This is a genomic window from Thioalkalivibrio sp. ALE9, from assembly GCF_000377445.1.
Classification (GTDB): domain Bacteria; phylum Pseudomonadota; class Gammaproteobacteria; order Ectothiorhodospirales; family Ectothiorhodospiraceae; genus Thioalkalivibrio.
On sequence record NZ_KB898134.1, the window covers coordinates 1 to 17782 of the forward strand.

Sequence of the window (17782 nt, forward strand, 5' to 3'; positions counted from 1 at the left end):
GACCGCTTCGCCCCCGCGCGGGTTCACTGCCACCAGCGGTGATGTGATACTGCCGATTCCATCACTCATGTCGCTGTCCTCTTCAGAAGGAGAGGATGGCGCCCTCGCCATCCTCCCTCAACCAGAAGCCCGAGTGATCGAGCTTACTGCAGCAGGGCCAGCACGTTCTGCGGAACCGCGTTGGCCTGCGACAGCACCGAGGTACCCGCCTGCTGCAGCACCTGGGCGCGGGTCAGCTCCGCCGTCTCCGCCGCAAAGTCCGCATCCCGGATCCGCGAACGCGCGTCCGAAAGGTTCTCGGAACTCACGCTCAGGTTGTCGATGGTGGACTCGAACCGCACCTGCACCGCACCCAGCTCCGCGCGCAGGCTGTTCACCTGGGTCAGCGCACCGTCCAGCGCACCAATCGCCTGGGTCGCAGATTCACGCGTGATCACATCAATGTCGTTCAGGTTGACATCCTCGGACGTGGCGCCATCGAACAGATCGACCGTGGTTGGCGTAGTGCCGTCATCCAGGGTCACCAAGCCCCCGGTGACGCCCAAGTCTTCGGTCTCGAAGGCGGAGGTGATCGCAATGGTCGTCTCGCCGTCGTTTTTCACGCGCAGGGAGGCCTGCAGGTTGGCGTCGGCCACCTCCAGCGCGTTGGTATCGCCCTCCGCTACCACATCGGCAATCTCGCTGTTGATCGCTCGAATGGCATCTTCCAAGGTTTCCACGCCGCTCAAATCAACAACGATGTCAGCGAAGTTCTCCCCGGTTATCGTGATATCCCCGATGGAGGCAATGCCGTCGTCATTGATCTGCTCCTGACTCAGGCCGTTAGTACCCGCCACTTCGGTCACGCCCAACTCGGACGTCCGCGAGTCCACGCCGCTCACCGCAATGGTCTGACCCTGGTTCGCACCCACCTGGAAGAACAGGTCCTGCACACTGCCGTCCAGCACTCGCCCACCATTGAACTCGGTGCTGTTGGCAATCCGCGAAACCTCGGACATCAGCTGCTGAACCTCATCGTTCAGCGCCTGACGGTCCGAAGCCGAGTTGGAATCGTTCGCCGCCTGCACCGCCAGCTCGCGCGCACGCTGCAGCGCATCACCCACGGTACCCAGGGCCCCTTCCGCCGTCTGCGCGAAGGAAATCCCGTCGTTGGAGTTACGCACCGCCTGATTCAGACCGCGAATCTGGGTGCTGAAACGCTCGGAAATGGCCAGACCGGCCGCGTCGTCCTTGGCGCTGTTAATCCGCAAGCCCGAGGACAGACGCTCCAGACTCTGGGCCAGAGCCCCCTGCGAGTTCCCGAGGTTGCGTTGGGCGTTCAGGGACAGAACGTTGGTGTTAATCACTTGAGACATGGTCGCTCTCCTGTAGAGTCGTACTCGCCGCCTCGGGCGGTTCAGTCGACGGACTCAGCCCGCCTTCAGCACCGTTAACGACACCTCACCACCATCCTTTAGCCCCAAGCCGAAAATTTTTTTCTGACCTGCTGCTTCCTGCTCATCCACTCGCTGGGAACACCTTCGCTCGCGCCACGTCTACTGCGCGCTCGAACGCGGGTCGATAGGCCGCATACTGCTCGCCAATTCTTGCGAACGCCGGGTTCACGCGGCTGCGCCTCCCCAGGCTCCCTGATACGCCGAGCTTCGCCGGATCCGCAACCTCGCCCTCTGCGTCCGCACATTCCGTTTCCCATTCCAGCCCGTGAGACGACAACACACCCGCGATATTGCTATCGGGATCTTCAAGCATCGCTTCGTAACGGATACGCTCGACGCGATCGGGGAAAAGACCTTCCCAATGAGCAGCGAGTCGCCGATACAACATGACGTATTCGGCGATCGTATCGATCGCCCATGCGTACGGGAGCCGTTGCGCAAACCAGCGCATGTAAATCGCCATCGTGTTTTCTACCGGGTCGCGCTCACAGAAAACGACGCGAGTGCCCGGGTAGAGGCTCATAAACGTCCCGACGTGGAAGACGTTTCCAGGGTTGGTGACCAAATGGGTGCGGATACTTTCGTCCCTGGCTTCGCCCCACATCGAATCGACTCGAGCCCGCAACTGCGCTCGCCCCTCCTGCTCCAGTTCCCGGACAAACAACGGATATCGGTCCCGCACCTCCTTGGGGAGCTGGGAGAGGACTTCCTGAAGGACAGCCAGCTCGCCGTAGTGACGGACTTTCGAATGCCCTGATAGTGGCCCTTCCAGCAACGATTTGCCTGAGCGAGGGGGGCCGAGCACCAGGGTTAGGGGGCGCGGGGATTTTTCCGGATCATCGATACCCTCGGCCCAATCCGCCGTAAAGACTTTCTCCGTCGCCGCCACGCTCTTCCGGAGGGCACCTTTGCGCACCCGTTCGACCTGCGCGACAATTGCCTCAGCCTGGCGCTCATTCCCTCGCTCGAATGCCGAGAACGCCCGATCGATATCGCCGGCATCCTGATGAAGTTTTGCCAACGCAAAATACAGGCGCCCCTGATCCCGCAGGTCGAACTTTCCCTTTTTGATCACCTTTTCCAGGTCTTTCCGCGGCGATTCACTCGCAGGGAAATGCCGCGAATGCGCCAGCGAGAACCAGAGCTTGGCACTAGTCGGGTCGGCCGCCACCAGCGACTCCAGGATCTCAGTCGCTTCCTCCCAACGACCTTCCGCCTGGAGAACACGCGCGTAATTGTCCAGCGCCAGGCGCATATTGGGGTCCAGCCGCAAAGCCTCGCGCAGTGCGGCGCCCGCGGCATCGAAGCGGTCCCTGAGAATCAGGACCCCCGCAAGTGCGTTGTAGCTGGCAGCGTCCTCCGGGCACATCTGCACCAGCTTCGATGCATACAAGGTGGCCGTGCTGTACTGATGCCGGTCAAACGCCGCCTGGATCAGCAACCGCAGCGCATCGGTACTGTCGGGCTCGATCCCGAGCACTTCCCCACACAGGGTTTCCAACTCTTCGAATGCGCCGTCATCCAGCGCACGCCGGGCCTTCTTGAGCAACCCTCCGACCTTCGAGGGCTTCGCTTTCGTCTTTTTTCCTGCCTTCCCCGCCGCCATACGACTCCCGGTCATCCATTCGTTTCCGGCCAGTATAGCGGTGCGCGCGCGTACCGACGCGAGACCCCGAACAGCCGCCTCCCCAGCACCGCCAGTCCGCCTCATCGATGATCTTTACCGGAGTCCTTCCCCGTCGTTGCGAGGAGCCGCAGGCGACGTGGCAATCGGCTGGTTGGGCGCAAGGCGTTTGAATGCAGCACCCTGTTCGTCACGAACGATTGCTTCGTCGCTCCGCTCCTTGCAATGACAGAGGTGGTGGGTGCGCCGTACTGGGCGTACTAGATCAGCCAGGTGGTGCCGATGCGGTGCTCGGGGGTGGCGCCAGGGATCAGGTCCATCAGGGCCCAGCCGAAGATGAGGGTGATGAGGACGCCGCAGAAGACCGTGGCCACGAACAGGCCGATGCGGTTGCCGCGGCGCAACCCGAGGATGCCACGCAGCGACCAGTACAGCAGCCACAGCGAATACAGGATCAGCAACAGTCCGATGCCGTTGCCCCACGGCCAGGGAAAGGCGGCGGCCACCTTGCCAACCCACGCCGGGAGCAGGCCGATACTGACCGCCAGCATGGCCCGGTCCGGGTCCCCGCGCCCCTGGAAGAGTTCGGCCAAGTAGTGCGCGGACCACGCCAGGCCCAGCACACCGATACTCATGGCGAGCACGCTGTAGACGCCAAACCCCCATACGCCGGGCATCGCCTCGGGCGGCAGACCGGTGGGAATGATCTGGTACAGGACCTGGCTGATCACCACGCTGAGCAGCAGGACCGGTAAGACAAGTCGCAGGAAGGTCTGCCACCAGGCCGGGGCGAGGCCCAGCGCACCGACCTCACGCACCATCCCCAAGGGATTGAGCAATGCGCCTAGGAGCAATCGGGGAAGATTCAGGCAACTGGGGTACCGGCTCATGCCGCGAGTATGTGGCAATTCTGTGACGTTCTCGTGACAACCTTCACGCGCCCTGGCGACACCTCAACCGGCGAGCGTCAGTACCAGAATCACGAACGTCAGGGTCTCCACCAGCTCCAGCGTGGCGCCGGCGGTGTCGCCGGTGAAGCCGCCCAGCCAGTGTTTCAGGAGGCGGGTGGCACCCCACAGCAGCGCCCCGGCGGCGAGGACGGCCACGATCACGCCCCACAGCCCCGACACCAGCCCCAGCACCAGTACCAGCAGGGCCGCGACACCGACCGTGCCCTTCGCGGCCCCGCGCGGCAGGTGTTGCGCCATCTCCGCGCCCAGGCCCACCGGGTTCACGTAGGGCGTAGTCAGAAACAGCACCGGCGGCACCAGGCGCGCCAGCACGATGGCGAGCAGGACGGCCATCCACGCGCCGGCTTCCACCACGGCCACCAGTGCCGTGCCCTTCAGCGCCAGCACCAGGATCATTGCCGCGACGGCCATGGGACCGCAGGCCGGGTCCTTCATGATCCCGCGGGCGCGCTCCGGATGGCGTTGCCCCCCGACCCAGGCATCCACCGTGTCCGCCAGCCCGTCCAGGTGCAGCGCGCCCGTCAGGGCCACCCAGAACGTCAGCACCAATGCCGCGACGAGGAGCGTCGGCGCGCCGGGAATGGCAGACAGCCCGATGCCGACGATCACCACGATCAGGCCCAGGATGAGCCCGACCAGCGGATAGGTCAGTACCGAACGCCCCAGATCCTCGGGGCGCGGCTCCAGCGCGGGGGTCGGCAGGCGTGTGAGGAACTGGATGGCCAGCCAGAGGGGCGCCATCACGGGGTTCATGCGACCCCTCCGCCATTCCTGCCGGTAGGCGGCCAGCCCCCTGGCCGATGGGGCGCTGGCATTTTCCCGATCGGCCAGAAGCGAGCCAATACCGAGTTCATACGGCCCCCTCCGTCACCCCTGCCTGTAGGAGGCCAGCCCCTGGCCGATGGGGCGCTGGCACGTTCCCGATCGGCCAGGGGGCTGGCCTCCTACATGTTTCGTACCCGATCACGCGGGCAGCGAAACGTCCGTCAGAGGCAGGCGCGGGCCGGGGCTTCGCGTGCAAGCACGCTCCCGCAGAACCGCACGCAAGTGCCCGGGCGCGGGTTGGCTCGGGGTCCTGTTGCAGTGCGGGATGGGTAATCATCAGTAGGCCTGCCATGGCTCGACAATATGCAGGGACGCGAGCGGGACGTCGATACTCAGGAGTTTTTCCAGCGGCCAGCCCTCGTGCAGGGCACGGATCAGGCGGATGACCCCGCCGTGGGCGATCACGAGCACGCGCTCCCCTTCGTTGGGCGCCAGTTCATTCCAGCCGGCGACCACACGCTCGCGAAACGCCCCAAGCGACTCGCCATTGGGCGGCGCATGATTCAGTGGATCTTCCCAGAAGCGACCCAGGGCATTGGCCTGCGTCTCCATCAGCGCTGCCGCCGTACGGCCTTCCCAGTCGCCGAAGTCGAGTTCGGCCAGCCGTTCGTCCACGGCGAGTGGCACGCCTGCCTGCCCGGCGAACGCCTCGGCAGGCCCGAGGCATCGCATCAACGGCGAGCAGACGACGCGATCCCAGTCGGCGTCACGCGCGAGTGTCTCGCGCATTGCGTGCCAGCCTGCTGCCGTCAGCGGGACATCGCTGCCACGCCCACAAAACCCCTGGCCCGTCGTCTCGCCGTGCCGCAGCAGGCCGATGCGTGTGGCGTCCGTGCTCAACTGCCCTCTCCGCTCACACCCGCCTCGGCGAAAGTCGCCATCCCCGAATGCAGCTCGCAGGCCAGGCGCAGCAGGGGCACGGCGGTGGCCGCCCCGCTCCCCTCGCCCAGGCGCATGCCGAGATCGAGCAGTGGCTCGGCCGCCAGCGCCTGCAGCAGTCGCTGGTGGCCCGGCTCCGCCGAACTGTGGGCGTAAAAGAACCACTCCGCGGTGCCCGGGCACAGGCGTTCCGCCACCAGCGCCGCCGAGGTGCTGATGAAGCCGTCCACCAGTACCGGCAACCCGATCTGTGCCGCGGCGATATAGGCGCCGGCCAGGCCCGCGATCTCGAAGCCACCCAGACAACGCAGGCTGCCCAGCGCATCGCCGCGCACATCGACGTGAGTGCTCAATGCCTGCTCGATCACCTCGGCCTTGTGGCGCACGCCATTGGCATCCAGACCCGTGCCGGGCCCGGCCAGATCGGCCGGCGGCAGGTCCAGCAATGAACAGGCAAGTGCGGCGGCCGCCGTGGTATTGCCGATGCCCATCTCGCCACCGATGAACAGTTGCGCCCCGCCCCTTCGGGCGCGCTCGGCGCACTGGCGGCCGGCGTTCAGCGCGCGCTCCAGCTGCGCCGGCATCATCGCCGGTTCGCGGGCCAGGTTGGCGGTGCCGGGACCCAGATTGAGTTGCTGCACGCCGCTGACGGCCGGTGGCTGAGCCACGGTACCCAGATTGATCACCTCGATGGACGCGCCCAGGTGCCGTGCCAGCACCGAGATTGCCGCGCCGCCGTTCGCGAAGTTCGCGACCATCTGCGCGGTCACCGCCTGGGGGAATCGCGAGATCCCTTCGGCGACCACGCCGTGGTCACCGGCGAACACCGCGATGTGCACCTGCTCCAGCGTCGGTTGGCCCACGCCCTGCATGGCGGCCAGGCGTTCGGCGATCGCCTCCAGCTGGCCCAGTGAGCCGGGCGGCTTGGTCAGTTGGGCCTGCCGCTCGGCCGCTGCCTGGCGCGCCTCGGCGCTCAGGGGCGCCGGCGGCACCTGCAGCCAGTCACAGTCTTCGGTCACATGTTCTCCCTATTCGATCCGTCTTCGCGGGCAAGCCCGCTCCCACAAACAAACTCGCTCCCACAAAGGCATGTGCGGCAGCCTTGTGGGAGCGGGCTTGCCCGCGAACCCTTGTCACCCTGGCTACAGCAAAGCCCGCCCTGGATCACAGAAGGTCACCCTTGAGCACATGCGGGAGACCGGCGACGGTGAGGACCACGCGGTCCATCTCGGGGGCCAGGCGCTGGTGCAGCCAGCCGGCCTCGTCGGCGAAGCGGCGGGACAGTGCATCCATGGGGGTAATGCCCATCCCCGTCTCGTTGGAGACGAAGACGAGCGTGCCCGGCAAGCCCGGGATCGTCTCGATCAGGGCCTCGCGCTCGCGTTCGATCCGGGCCTCGTCATCGGTGCACAGCAGCTGGGTCAGCCACAGGGTGAGGCAATCGACCAGCAGGCACTGGCCCGGGCCAGCGGCCTGTTCCAGTGCCCGCGCCAGCCCCGTGTCCGCCTCGACCAGGCCCCAGTCGCCGGGGCGGTCGGCGCGGTGGCGTTCGATTCGGCGCGCCATCTCGGCATCGTCGGCCCGTGCCGTGGCGACATAGGTGACCGGCAGGCCGGATTCCGCCGCCAGGCGTTCGGCCAGTCGGCTCTTCCCGGAACGCACGCCGCCCAGGACCAGGGTCTTCATGCCACCGGCTCTCCCGATTCCGCCCGCAGCAGGGTCAGTACACGCTTCATGTCCAGGTGTTCCTCCAGGGTATCCGCCAGGCGTGCAAGACCGCGTTCGCGCGCCGCGGCCAGGTCTTCTCCCTGTCCCGCACCGGGGCGCAGACCCGCCCAGTTCAGCAAGGCATCGGCGGCCTCCGAACGGTCGAATACGCCATGCACGTAGGTGCCGGCCACCGTACCGTCCTCGCTGCACGCGCCATCCGGCCCGTGCGCCAGATGCAGCAGCGGCCGCTCCAGTCCGGGCCCGGTCGTGATGCCCGCATGAATCTCGTAGCCTTCCACGCCTGCCTCCCGGCCCAGCACACGATCCCCGTGAACACGCTCCAGACGCTTTTCGGGGGCCAGGCGGGTCTCGATATCGAGCCAGCCAAGCCCCGGCGCGGAACCGGGCCGGCCCTCGACGCCGTCGGGGTCGTGCACGGCGCGCCCCAGCATCTGGAAGCCCCCACAGATGCCCAGCACCTTGCCACCGTAGCGCACATGCCGTTGCAGCGCGGCCTCCCAGCCCTGACCGCGCAGCCAGGCGAGGTCGTCGCGCACCGACTTGGAGCCCGGCAGGATCACCAGATCCGCCGGCTGCAACGACTCGCCGGGCCCGACAAAACGCAGATCCACCGCCGGGTGCAGGCGCAGCGGGTCGAAATCAGTGTGGTTGGAGATGCGCGGCAGGGCCGGGACGACCACCTTCAGCGCATCCGTAGCCTTCTCCGGCACCGCCTCGCGCGGAAGGGCGTCCTCGGCATCGAGATACAACCCCTGCAGGTACGGAATCACGCCGAGCACCGGCTTGCCGGTCTCCTGTTCCAGCCAGTCCAGCCCCGGCTGCAGCAGGCTGATATCGCCGCGAAAGCGGTTAATGACGAAGCCCTGAACCCGCGCACGCTCGGTCTCGCTCAGAAGCGCCAGCGTGCCCACCAGATGCGCGAACACCCCGCCCCGGTCGATATCCGCGACCAGGATCACCGGGCAGTCCACCGCCTCGGCGAAGCCCATGTTGGCGATATCGCCCGCGCGCAGGTTGATCTCCGCCGGCGAGCCCGCGCCTTCCACCAGCACGTGGTCGTACTGATCGGTCAGGCGCCCGTGCGACGCCAGTACCGCCTCGCGGGCCACCGGCTTGTAGTCGTGATAGGCCCGCGCATCCAGTTCCGCCGCGGGCCGCCCGTGGATGATCACCTGCGCGCCCTGGTCCGAGCTGGGCTTGAGCAGTACGGGATTCATGTCCGTATGCGGTTCCAGGCCGCAGGCGGCGGCCTGCAGGGCCTGGGCCCGGCCAATCTCGCCGCCATCGGCGGTGACGGCGCTGTTCAGCGCCATGTTCTGCGGCTTGAACGGCACCACCGACAGTCCACGGCGGTGCAGCACCCGCGCGAGCCCCGCCACCAGCACGCTCTTGCCGGCATCCGAGGTCGTCCCCTGCACCATCAGCGTCGTGCCCGTCATGCCCGCTGCAGCCCCGCTTCGAGACGCTGCCACTCGGCCGCGTCACCCGGCAGGCCAAACCGAAGACTCCCGGGCGCATCGAATCGACGCACCAGGATGCCCTGCCGGCCCAGATGGTCCTGCCAACCCGCGGGATCATCCACCCGGCACCACTGGAACAGCGCGGTGCCGCCGGTGGGCGCCAGCCCGTGCGCACGCAGCCGTTCCGCCAGGCGCTGGCCGCGCGCCTGCAGCTGGCTCCGAGTCTCGGCTTGCCAGGCGCGGTCGGTCAGCGCCCGGGTAGCAATCCAGCGCGAAGGTCCGGCAAGACCCCACGGACCCAGCCGGGCGGCCAGCTGCGCGCGCATCGCGTCGTCGGCGATCACGAACCCGACCCGCGCGCCCGCCAGCCCGAAGAACTTGCCGAGAGAACGCAGCACCACCAGGCCTTCGCGCGGTGCGTCCTGCGCGAGACTGGCCCCCGGCGTCACATCCATGAAGGCCTCGTCCACGATCAGCCAGCCACCACGCGCCGCCAGTTCCGCATGCCAGGCCAGCAGGTCCGCACGCTCGAAGCACTGCCCGGTCGGGTTATTCGGGTGGACCAGCACCAGCACGTCCAGCTCGGGCAGCGCCGCGGCGATCGCCTCGCCGTTTAGCGGGCGTACCGTGTGTCCGGCCTCCCGCCAGGCCCGGGCGTGCTCGTTGTAGCTGGGTTCGAGGATGCCGACGCGCGCCGTACCCGAGCGCAGCGCCGGCAACAACTGGATCGCCGCCTGCGAGCCCGCGACGGGCAAAGGCGCCGCGGTGCCGTAATAGTCAGCGGCCGCGGCCTCGAGCCCGTCCTCCGGTTCCGGCAGCCGCGCCCAGACCCGCTGCGGGACCTCGCCCACGGGATAGCCATGCGGGTTGATGCCGGTGGAAAGATCCAGCCACTCTGTTGCCGGAATGCCGTAGCGCGCTGCTGCCTGGCGCACACCACCCCCGTGCACTTGCACGAGCGCCCGGGGTTCGGGCATGGGAGCCTTCTGCGGATCAGAACAGGACAACGACAATCACCCCCACCACGATGAATGCCATCCAGATCGCCAGCGCCCGGTCCACCAGCGCCACCGCCTGACGAATGCCCGCGGCATCGGCCAGGCGGCCCATGCCCAGGCGCGGGCGCCACTCGCGCTGGCCGCCATAGGGCGCCGGGCCGCCCAGCACCACGCCCAGCGCACCGGCCCCAGCGGCCATCACCGGCCCGGCATTCGGGCTCTTCCATCCGGCGGCCTGTTCACGCCAGCACTGCAATGCGTCCCGCCCGCGCCCCGCCAGGGCATAGGCCAGGGCCGTCAGACGCGCCGGGATCAGGTTCATGGCGTCATCCAGCCACGCGGCCGCCCAGCCGAACGTGGCATACCGCTCGTTACGGTACCCCCACATCGCATCCAGGGTGTTGACCAGCCGGTAGGCCACCACGCCCGGTGCCCCGGCGACCAGGAACCAGAAGATCGTGGCAAACAGCGCATCGTTGCCGTTCTCCAGGACCGACTCGATGGTCGCCCCGCTCACCCCGCGCACGTCCAGGGCCTCCGTGTCCCGACTGACCAGCATCCCCACGCCCGTGCGGGCACCGTGCAAATCATCCGTCTCCAGGGCCCGCGCGACCACCTCTGCGTGTTCGTCCAGGCTGCGCCAGCCGATCGCCAGGGTCAGGATCGCCAGCGACAGCAGCCAGCCCCACGCCAGCGACGCCCCCAGAGCGGCCAGCGCCACCCATGGCAGGACCAACGCCGCGAGCAGCAACGCCCCGCGCAGGCGACTGGGCGCATGCCAGCGCGCCTCGGCCCAGGCCGCCAGCCGACCGAACCCGGCCAGCGGGTGGAATCGCCGCGGATCGCCGAACAAGCGATCGAGGATCAGGGCGCCTATCAGGATCAGGAAAGCGCTCATGCGCTGTCGGATCCGGTCCGTTCGTCCGCCCCGTTTCCGGCGCCTGCCGCATCCGGGGCGGCTGCCAGCTCGCCGCGCACGCCCCAGCGATCCTGAAAGACCAGTTCTTCCAGGGGCCGCCGGCGATCCCAGCCCGCGGTCTCCAGCATCGGCCGCTCGTAGAAACGCTCCACATGGCCGAGGCACAGCACCGCGATCGGATAGCCGCCCTCCGGCATGTCCAGCTGCCGCGCCAGCCAGTCCGGATCGAACAGCGAGACCCAGCCCATGCCCAGCCCCTCCGCGCGGGCCGCCAGCCACAGGTTCTGAATCGCGCAGGCCGCCGAGCACAGGTCCATCTCCGGTAGCGTACGCCGCCCCAGCACATAGCGTTCGCGGCCGTCGGTCAGGGCCACGACCAGCAACTCCCCCGCCTCGCGGATCCCTTCCAGCTTCAGGCGGTGCACCTCCGCCGCGCGCTCCCCGCAGGCCTCGGCGGTGCGGGCCTGCTCGTCCGCGGCGTGGGCATGCAGGGCCTCGCGCAGGGCCGGGTCGGTTACCCGCAGGAAGCGCCAGGGCTGCATGTACCCGACGCTAGGCGCGCGGTGGGCGGCCTCCAGCAGCCGGCGCAGCGTAGAGCCATCCACCGGATCCGGACGGAAATGGCGCATGTCGCGGCGTTCCCCGATCACGCGATAAACCGCCTCGCGCTCGGCCGAGGCGAACGCGTTCGGATGCTCTGCTGTCGGTTTGGGGTCTGGGTTCGTCATGCGTTTCCGTCGGGGCGACGGCACGGCGAAACCACGAAGGAACGGGCACCGCAGATGGTGCCCGTGCCCTCGATCGTTGCCCGCCGCACGATCGCAGGATGCGTCATCACCAGGCCGGTCTCCGGGCTTGCGAGCGTCGGCGGCTGCCGATGCCACAGACGCCTTCCCGTGACCCGTGGGGGCACAGTGGCCAAGCCTGCGGTGTGGTTCGCCGCTCACTTACCGTTGCGGGGGCAGCGCCGGATTTGCACCGGCTTCCCGTTTCACCTGCGCATTGCAGGCACCTGATTCAAGCCGCCGTATGATACGCGTTCGGCGCGCCCCCGACCAATTTGGGCACCAAACCATCTTGCCCATGCTGCTATGATGAAACGCTTTTGCGGCTTGCGCGCAGTACCGCGGCCACCCTCGATTCCACCTTCAATCAATTCCACAACCTTCGGATTTTCAATGGATTACAAGGCCCTCGGACGTTACCCCGCGATGCTCGTCGCGATGTTGCTGTGCACCGCGCCCGCACTGGCCGACCCGATCTCGGTGACCGACGACGACGGTCACGAGGTCCGGCTGGAACAACCCGCCGAGCGCATCGTCAGCCTCGCCCCGCATATCACCGAGGTCCTGTTCGCCGTCGGGGCTGGCGACAAGCTGGTGGGCGCGACCCAGCACAGTGACTTCCCGCCGGAGGCGGAGATGCTTCCCCGCGTGGGCGGCTACAGCCGCATCGATATGGAGCGCGTCGTGCAGCTCGATCCGGACCTGGTCGTTGCCTGGCGCAGCGGAAACTCGCAATCCCAGATCGAACACCTGCGCGAGCTCGGCTTCCACGTCTACGTGTCGGAGCCCCGCAGCTTCGATGGCGTGTCCGCCAGCATGCGCCGCATGGCACAGCTCGCCGGCACCGAGACGCAGGGCGACGAGGCGGTGCGAAGCTTCGAGGAGGCGATCGACACCCTTCGCCAGGACTACGCCGAGCGCGACCCGGTACGCCTGTTCTATCAGGTGTGGGAACAGCCCCTGATGACGGTGAACGACGACCACCTGATCAGCGAGGCGATCCGCCTGTGCGGCGGGGTGAACGTGTTCGGCCACCTGGACCGGCTGGTCCCGCGCATGGATCGCGAGGCGGTCATCGAGGCCGACCCGGAGGTTATCATTGGCGGCGGCATGGGCGAGGATCGGCCCGACTGGGTCATCGCCTGGACGCAATGGGAGGACATGACCGCGGTCCAGCGCGACAACCTGTTCTTCATCCCGCCGTCCCTGCTGCAGCGCCATACCCCGCGCATCGCCGAGGGCACCCGCCTGATGTGCGAGGAGCTCGAGCGGGCCCGACTCCGCCGGGTGGACTGACCCCTCGTGACCCGCGCCTTCCTCCTTGCCGCCGCGGTCCTGCTGCCGGCGTCGCTGCTGGCGGTGCTGATCGCGCTGGCCTTCGGCAGTGTCGCGATCGCGCCCGGCGACCTGCTGGCGGTGATGCTCGGCGAGGGCAGCCGCCTGCACGACACGCTGGTGCTGGAGCTGCGCCTGCCGCGCGCCCTGGCGGCCTTTGCCGCAGGCGGGTTGCTGGGTCTGGCCGGCGCGCTGATGCAGGTGCTGCTGCGCAACCCGCTGGCCGATCCCTACGTGCTGGGCCTCTCCGGCGGCGCCTCCGTCGGCGCCCTGCTGGCGATGCTCGCCGGCCTGTCGATGTTTTCCGTCTCCCTGGCCGCGTTCGCCGGTGCCCTGCTGTCCACGGTGATCGTGTTCGGCCTGGCACACGGTACCGGCAGCTGGACCCCCACGCGCCTGCTTCTGACGGGCGTGGTGGTCGCGGCGGGCTGGGGCGCCATGATCAGTTTCCTGCTCGCAGTCAGCCCGACGGCCGAGCTACCGGGCATGCTGTACTGGCTGATGGGCGATGTGTCCCACGCGCGCAACCCCTATCCCGCCTGGATCCTGCTGGTGCTGGTCGTGTTCCTCGCCCTGCCGCTGGGCCGCACGCTGAACGTGCTCGCGCGCGGCCCGATGCAGGCCGCGGCACTCGGGGTGGCGGTGCGCCCGGTGGAATGGAGCATCTATGTCGCCGCCGCGCTGATCACCGCGACCGCAGTCATGCAGGTCGGCGCGGTCGGCTTTGTCGGGCTGATCGTGCCGCACATGCTGCGCCTGGTCTTCGGCAACGACCAGCGCGTGATCCTGCCGGCCTCCGCGCTGGGCGGCGGCATCCTGCTGACGCTGGCCGACACCCTCGCCCGCACCATGATCGCCCCGGAGCAGTTGCCGGTCGGCGTAATCACCGCGATGCTGGGGGTCCCCGTGTTCCTGTTCCTGCTGTACCGGAGCCGCTGATGGCACCCCGTCCACCCATCGCCCCCGCCCACAGCCGGCCGCATGAAGCCCCGGGCCTGGGCGCGCGCAGCGTCCACCAGAAGCCGGGCCCGGATACGCTGCTTGCCACCCGCGACCTGGTGATCGACATCCCGGGGCGCGCACCCGGCGCCCCGCTGGAACTGACCGTCGACCCCGGGCAGTGCTGGGGCATCCTGGGCCCCAACGGCGCGGGCAAGAGCACGCTGCTGCAAACGCTCGCCGGCCTGCGGACCGCACGCGCCGGCACCATCGAGGTCCGTGGCCAGGCAATCACCCGCCTGCCCCGCGCGGAACTGGCGCGGCGCATCGGCCTGGTCTTCCAGACCCACCACGACGGCTTCCCCGCGACGGTGCTGGAGACCGCGCTGATCGGTCGGCACCCCTACCTGCGCCCCTGGGACATCGAGACCTCCGAGGATTACGCCCGCGCCCGGGCCGCCCTGGCGGAGATGGACCTCTCCGACCTGGAGCACCGCATGGTGGACACGCTCTCCGGGGGCGAGCGGCAGCGCCTGGCCATCGCCACCGTGCTGACCCAGGACCCCAGCCTGCTCCTGCTGGACGAGCCCACCAGTCAGCTGGACCTGCATCACCAGGTCGCCGTGCTGAACCGCGTGCAGGGCATCGTTGCCCAGGCGCACCGGGCCGCCGTACTGGTCCTGCACGACGTCAACCTGGCCGCGCGCTACTGCGACCATCTGCTCCTGCTGTTCCCCGACGGCCAGGCATGCTGGGGCCCGACCGCCACCATGCTCGTGCCCAGTGCCCTGGAACGCCTCTACAACCAGCGCCTGAGCGTAGGCGAGGTCGACGGCCTGCCCGTGTTCCTGCCGCGCAACGAGTGACCGCCATGGAATTCTTCCGCAATCTGCCCGCGACCCTGGATGCCGAAACCTTGCAGCGGCGGCTGAACGTCCCCGCCCTGCCCGCTCACAGTGATGCCATCGACACGCTGATCCAGGACGACGGTCCCGATGCCGGCGTGGTCTACTGCCTGTGGGGCGAGTTCCGGGTGCACCGCGAGGTCATCAACGGTGGCGTGCGCCTGTCCCTGCCCGACTGCCCCAACGGCCTGGCCTGGACGCTGACCACCGGGCACCCGCCCGACCCGCAGGCCGTCGTCCTGCACCTGACCATCAACCGTCAGGAACACGATCCCGATTTCATCGAGAGCCTGGAGGCGTTTGCCGATTCCTGGGATCTGTCCACCGCCTGACAAAAGGCCCCATGACGGGAAACGATGCAATTTTCTTTTCGTTTCATGGTCGGTATGGTGCAGACCTGTTGCGAAGGAGAACGCCATGAACCCGACACCGCCGGACAGCGTGAAGACCTCCCATCCCACCCAGGACGGGGCCGGGGTGAAGATTCGGCGCATCCATGACTTTCGTGGCGGGCTGGACCCCTTCCTGATGCTGGACGAGCTCAAAGCGAGCGCGCGCGAGGACTACATCGGCGGCTTTCCCGCCCACCCGCATCGCGGCTTCGAGACCCTGACCTATCTGGTCCATGGCGGCCTGACCCACGAGGACTCCATGGGCAACCAGGGCCGCGTGGAGGCCGGCGAGGCCCAGTGGATGAGCGCCGGCCGCGGTGTGATCCACTCCGAGATGCCCCTGCTCGACAGCGAGGGCCTGCACGGCTTCCAGTTGTGGGTGAACCTGCCCGCCCGGCGCAAGATGGACCCGCCGCGTTATCGCGACGTGCACGCCGACGCAATGCGCCACCTGCCGGAAGACGACGATCCGCTGCGCTTCAAGGCCATTGCCGGATCCTGGCAGACCAGTGCCGGGGATACCGAGGGCCCGCTGGCGCAGATTGGCGAAGGCGCCGCGATGGCCGACCTGACGCTGCCCGCCGGCTATCGCCTGTCGCTCGCCGTGCAGCTCGAGGACCGCGTGCTGGCCTATGTGTTCGACGGCGAGCTCATCGGCCTGCAAACCGGCCAGATGGGTGTGTGGAGCGGCCAGACCCAGATCCACCTGATCGCCCAGCAGGATGCCCGCGTGCTGCTGTTCAAGGGGCGGCCGCTCGGCGAACCGATCGCGCATTACGGCCCCTTCGTGATGAACACCTCCGACGAGATCGAACAGGCCATCAGCGACTACCAGTCCGGCCAGCTCGCCGCCGAGCCGGCCAGCATGGACTGAGCCCCGGGCCCAATCCGGGCCTGGCAGGGGCTTCGCCGCCAAGGCGGCCCCCACAGGGGGCTGCAGATGGGCCGATGCCTTCGACAGGCAGCCCGGCCCAGATCACCGTCGGAGCGGGCTTGCCCGCGAAGCCCCCGCCCGCGTCGGCAAGGCCCCAGACCATCACCCGCTACGGCGTCGAGTCGCTGTCGTCCTCGCGCGCCCAGCCCATCGTGCGCTTCACGGCCTTCTTCCAGCCCCGGTAGTAGCGATCGCGCGTGGCCGCCTCCATCTGCGGCTCGAACACCCGGTCCAGGGCGCCCTTCTGCCTCAGTTCGTCACGGGTCCAGAAGCCGACCCCCAGCCCCGCGAGCCAGGCGGCCCCCAGCGCGGTGGACTCGGTCACCGCCGGGCGCTCCACCCGCACCCCGAGCATGTCGGCCTGAAACTGCATCATCAGGTTGTTGGCCACGGCCCCGCCGTCGACCCGCAACGCCTTCAGCCCGATCCCGGCATCCTGCGCCATGGCATCGATCACATCGCGCGTCTGGTAGGCCAGCGCATCCAGCGTGGCGCGGGTAATGTGCTCCTTGCGCGTACCGCGGGTCAGGCCGAAGATGGCGCCGCGCGCGTACATGTCCCAGTACGGGGCACCCAGCCCGGCGAACGCGGGCACCACGTAGACCCCGTCGGCGTCGGGCACCTTGCCCGCGTAGTACTCGGAATCCTCGGCCGCATCGATCAGGTGGAGCTCGTCGCGCAGCCACTGGATCGCGGCCCCGGCGATGAAGATCGAGCCCTCCAGCGCGTATTCCACCTGGCCATCCAGCGACCACGCGAGGGTAGTCAGCAAACCGGACCGGGACTCCACCGGCGTATCGCCCGTGTTCATCAGCAGAAAACAGCCAGTCCCGTAGGTGTTCTTGGCCATGCCGGGCTCGAAACAGCCCTGGCCGAACAGGGCCGCATGCTGGTCCCCCGCCACGCCGGCGATCGGGACCTCCGCGCCGCCGAACATCTCGGCGCCGGTCACGCCCAGCACGCCACTCGAGTCCACCACCTCGGGCAGCATCGCGCGCGGGACCCCGAACCGCTCCAGCAGCTCGGAATCCCATTCCAGGGTGTGAATGTTGAACAGCTGGGTGCGCGCGGCATTCGTCACATCGGTCACGTGACGTTCCCCGCGGGTGAGGTTCCAGATCAGCCAGCTGTCCACGGTGCCAAAGGCGAGTTCGCCCCGTTCCGCGCGCTCGCGCGCCCCGTCCACGTGATCCAGGAGCCAGCGCAGCTTGCTGGCCGAGAAATAGGCATCCACGACCAGACCGGTACGCTCGCGCAGCAGGCCCTCGAGGCCCTGCGCCTTCAGTCCGTCGCAGAACGCGGCGGTACGCCGGTCCTGCCACACGATCGCATTGGCGATCGGCTCCCCCGTGGCGCGGTCCCATACCACCGTGGTCTCGCGCTGATTGGTGATGCCGATCGCCGCCAGTCGGGAGGGCTTGATGCCGCGCGTCTCCAGTACTTCGCGCGCCACGCCGATCTGGGTACCCCAGATCTCCATCGGGTCGTGTTCCACCCAGCCGGGCTGCGGATAGATCTGGGCGAAATCCTTCTGCGCCACGCCGACGATCGTACCCGCGCGGTCGAACAGGATGGCCCGGCAACTGGTCGTGCCCTGGTCCAGGGCGAGGATGTAGCGCGCGTCGCTCATGAGGCGACTCTCTCTGGCC

At 68.2% G+C, this 17782-nt stretch carries 17 protein-coding genes and 1 riboswitch; of the genes, 5 read left to right on the plus strand and 12 right to left on the minus strand.

Going from position 1 to position 17782, the window contains the following annotated elements:
• Positions 1–143: 143 nt before the first annotated feature.
• The 11 genes from D106_RS0112170 to bluB all read right to left on the minus strand — a co-directional run bounded on the left by D106_RS0112170 (position 144) and on the right by bluB (position 11571).
• Entirely contained in the window at positions 144–1355 is a 1212-nt protein-coding gene (locus D106_RS0112170) for a flagellin (protein WP_018880198.1), read from the minus strand.
• 142 nt (positions 1356–1497) lie between these two features.
• Positions 1498–3042, minus strand: a complete 1545-nt coding sequence (locus tag D106_RS0112175) for a sulfotransferase (protein ID WP_196994417.1) — start codon at positions 3040–3042, stop codon at positions 1498–1500.
• Between the two features lie 278 nt (positions 3043–3320).
• Positions 3321–3950, minus strand: coding sequence for a YIP1 family protein (locus D106_RS0112180; RefSeq protein WP_026280661.1), 630 nt, complete (start codon positions 3948–3950; stop codon positions 3321–3323).
• A 63-nt stretch (positions 3951–4013) separates the two neighbouring features.
• On the minus strand, positions 4014–4784 hold the full coding sequence (gene cobS / locus D106_RS0112185; protein WP_018880201.1) for an adenosylcobinamide-GDP ribazoletransferase: 771 nt from the start codon (positions 4782–4784) through the stop codon (positions 4014–4016).
• Between the two features lie 348 nt (positions 4785–5132).
• The gene (locus D106_RS0112190; protein WP_026280662.1) at positions 5133–5696 is read right to left on the minus strand and encodes a histidine phosphatase family protein; all 564 of its coding nucleotides are present in this window, start codon (positions 5694–5696) and stop codon (positions 5133–5135) included.
• A complete protein-coding gene (gene cobT, locus D106_RS0112195; protein WP_018880203.1) occupies positions 5693–6754 on the minus strand; it encodes a nicotinate-nucleotide--dimethylbenzimidazole phosphoribosyltransferase in 1062 nt (353 codons plus the stop codon). Before cobT ends, D106_RS0112190 begins: the two co-directional genes overlap by 4 nt.
• A 145-nt stretch (positions 6755–6899) precedes the next feature.
• Positions 6900–7421, minus strand: a complete 522-nt coding sequence (cobU, locus tag D106_RS0112200; protein WP_018880204.1) for a bifunctional adenosylcobinamide kinase/adenosylcobinamide-phosphate guanylyltransferase — start codon at positions 7419–7421, stop codon at positions 6900–6902.
• Positions 7418–8905 carry a cobyric acid synthase gene (locus tag D106_RS0112205; RefSeq protein ID WP_018880205.1) on the minus strand — a complete coding sequence of 496 codons (1488 nt, stop codon included), beginning with the start codon at positions 8903–8905 and terminating at the stop codon, positions 7418–7420. The genes cobU and D106_RS0112205 overlap by 4 nt, the downstream gene beginning before the upstream one ends.
• Positions 8902–9903, minus strand: coding sequence for a threonine-phosphate decarboxylase CobD (gene cobD / locus D106_RS0112210; RefSeq protein ID WP_026280663.1), 1002 nt, complete (start codon positions 9901–9903; stop codon positions 8902–8904). The genes D106_RS0112205 and cobD overlap by 4 nt, the downstream gene beginning before the upstream one ends.
• Before the next feature lie 16 nt (positions 9904–9919).
• The gene (cbiB, locus tag D106_RS0112215) at positions 9920–10822 is read right to left on the minus strand and encodes an adenosylcobinamide-phosphate synthase CbiB (RefSeq protein ID WP_018880207.1); all 903 of its coding nucleotides are present in this window, start codon (positions 10820–10822) and stop codon (positions 9920–9922) included.
• Complete coding sequence (gene bluB / locus D106_RS0112220; protein ID WP_018880208.1) at positions 10819–11571, minus strand: 5,6-dimethylbenzimidazole synthase; 753 nt, start codon at positions 11569–11571, stop codon at positions 10819–10821. Before bluB ends, cbiB begins: the two co-directional genes overlap by 4 nt.
• A 94-nt stretch (positions 11572–11665) precedes the next feature.
• A riboswitch (cobalamin riboswitch) is annotated at positions 11666–11874 on the minus strand.
• Positions 11875–12021: 147 nt separating this feature from the next.
• Between bluB and D106_RS0112225 the strand changes: the two genes are divergently transcribed.
• The 5 genes from D106_RS0112225 to D106_RS0112245 all read left to right on the plus strand — a co-directional run bounded on the left by D106_RS0112225 (position 12022) and on the right by D106_RS0112245 (position 16073).
• The gene (locus D106_RS0112225; RefSeq protein WP_018880209.1) at positions 12022–12924 is read left to right on the plus strand and encodes a cobalamin-binding protein; all 903 of its coding nucleotides are present in this window, start codon (positions 12022–12024) and stop codon (positions 12922–12924) included.
• A gap of 6 nt (positions 12925–12930) precedes the next feature.
• Entirely contained in the window at positions 12931–13902 is a 972-nt protein-coding gene (locus D106_RS0112230) for an iron ABC transporter permease (RefSeq protein WP_018866960.1), read from the plus strand.
• Positions 13902–14768: an ABC transporter ATP-binding protein gene (locus D106_RS0112235; protein ID WP_018877451.1), complete on the plus strand. Its 867-nt coding sequence runs from the start codon at positions 13902–13904 to the stop codon at positions 14766–14768. The genes D106_RS0112230 and D106_RS0112235 overlap by 1 nt, the downstream gene beginning before the upstream one ends.
• Before the next feature lie 5 nt (positions 14769–14773).
• Positions 14774–15139, plus strand: coding sequence for a hypothetical protein (locus D106_RS0112240; protein ID WP_018875541.1), 366 nt, complete (start codon positions 14774–14776; stop codon positions 15137–15139).
• A gap of 85 nt (positions 15140–15224) precedes the next feature.
• Complete coding sequence (locus D106_RS0112245; RefSeq protein ID WP_018866963.1) at positions 15225–16073, plus strand: pirin family protein; 849 nt, start codon at positions 15225–15227, stop codon at positions 16071–16073.
• A gap of 169 nt (positions 16074–16242) precedes the next feature.
• Here the strand turns inward: D106_RS0112245 and glpK are convergent, their stop codons facing one another.
• Positions 16243–17763, minus strand: coding sequence for a glycerol kinase GlpK (gene glpK, locus D106_RS0112250; protein ID WP_018880210.1), 1521 nt, complete (start codon positions 17761–17763; stop codon positions 16243–16245).
• Positions 17764–17782 lie beyond the last annotated feature (19 nt).

Excerpts from the sequence above, each read along its gene's own strand:
- D106_RS0112170 (WP_018880198.1), bottom strand. The coding sequence starts at position 1,355 with ATGTCTCAAGTGATTAACACCAACGTTCTGTCCCTGAACGCCCAACGC.
- cobD (WP_026280663.1), bottom strand. The coding sequence starts at position 9,903 with ATGCCCGAACCCCGGGCGCTCGTGCAAGTGCACGGGGGTGGTGTGCGC.
- D106_RS0112205 (WP_018880205.1), bottom strand. The coding sequence starts at position 8,905 with ATGACGGGCACGACGCTGATGGTGCAGGGGACGACCTCGGATGCCGGC.
- cobS (WP_018880201.1), bottom strand. The coding sequence starts at position 4,784 with ATGAACCCCGTGATGGCGCCCCTCTGGCTGGCCATCCAGTTCCTCACA.
- bluB (WP_018880208.1), bottom strand. The coding sequence starts at position 11,571 with ATGACGAACCCAGACCCCAAACCGACAGCAGAGCATCCGAACGCGTTC.
- D106_RS0112225 (WP_018880209.1), top strand. The coding sequence starts at position 12,022 with ATGGATTACAAGGCCCTCGGACGTTACCCCGCGATGCTCGTCGCGATG.
- cbiB (WP_018880207.1), bottom strand. The coding sequence starts at position 10,822 with ATGAGCGCTTTCCTGATCCTGATAGGCGCCCTGATCCTCGATCGCTTG.
- D106_RS0112240 (WP_018875541.1), top strand. The coding sequence starts at position 14,774 with ATGGAATTCTTCCGCAATCTGCCCGCGACCCTGGATGCCGAAACCTTG.
- glpK (WP_018880210.1), bottom strand. The coding sequence starts at position 17,763 with ATGAGCGACGCGCGCTACATCCTCGCCCTGGACCAGGGCACGACCAGT.
- cobU (WP_018880204.1), bottom strand. The coding sequence starts at position 7,421 with ATGAAGACCCTGGTCCTGGGCGGCGTGCGTTCCGGGAAGAGCCGACTG.
- D106_RS0112245 (WP_018866963.1), top strand. The coding sequence starts at position 15,225 with ATGAACCCGACACCGCCGGACAGCGTGAAGACCTCCCATCCCACCCAG.
- D106_RS0112180 (WP_026280661.1), bottom strand. The coding sequence starts at position 3,950 with ATGAGCCGGTACCCCAGTTGCCTGAATCTTCCCCGATTGCTCCTAGGC.
- D106_RS0112175 (WP_196994417.1), bottom strand. The coding sequence starts at position 3,042 with ATGGCGGCGGGGAAGGCAGGAAAAAAGACGAAAGCGAAGCCCTCGAAG.
- D106_RS0112235 (WP_018877451.1), top strand. The coding sequence starts at position 13,902 with ATGGCACCCCGTCCACCCATCGCCCCCGCCCACAGCCGGCCGCATGAA.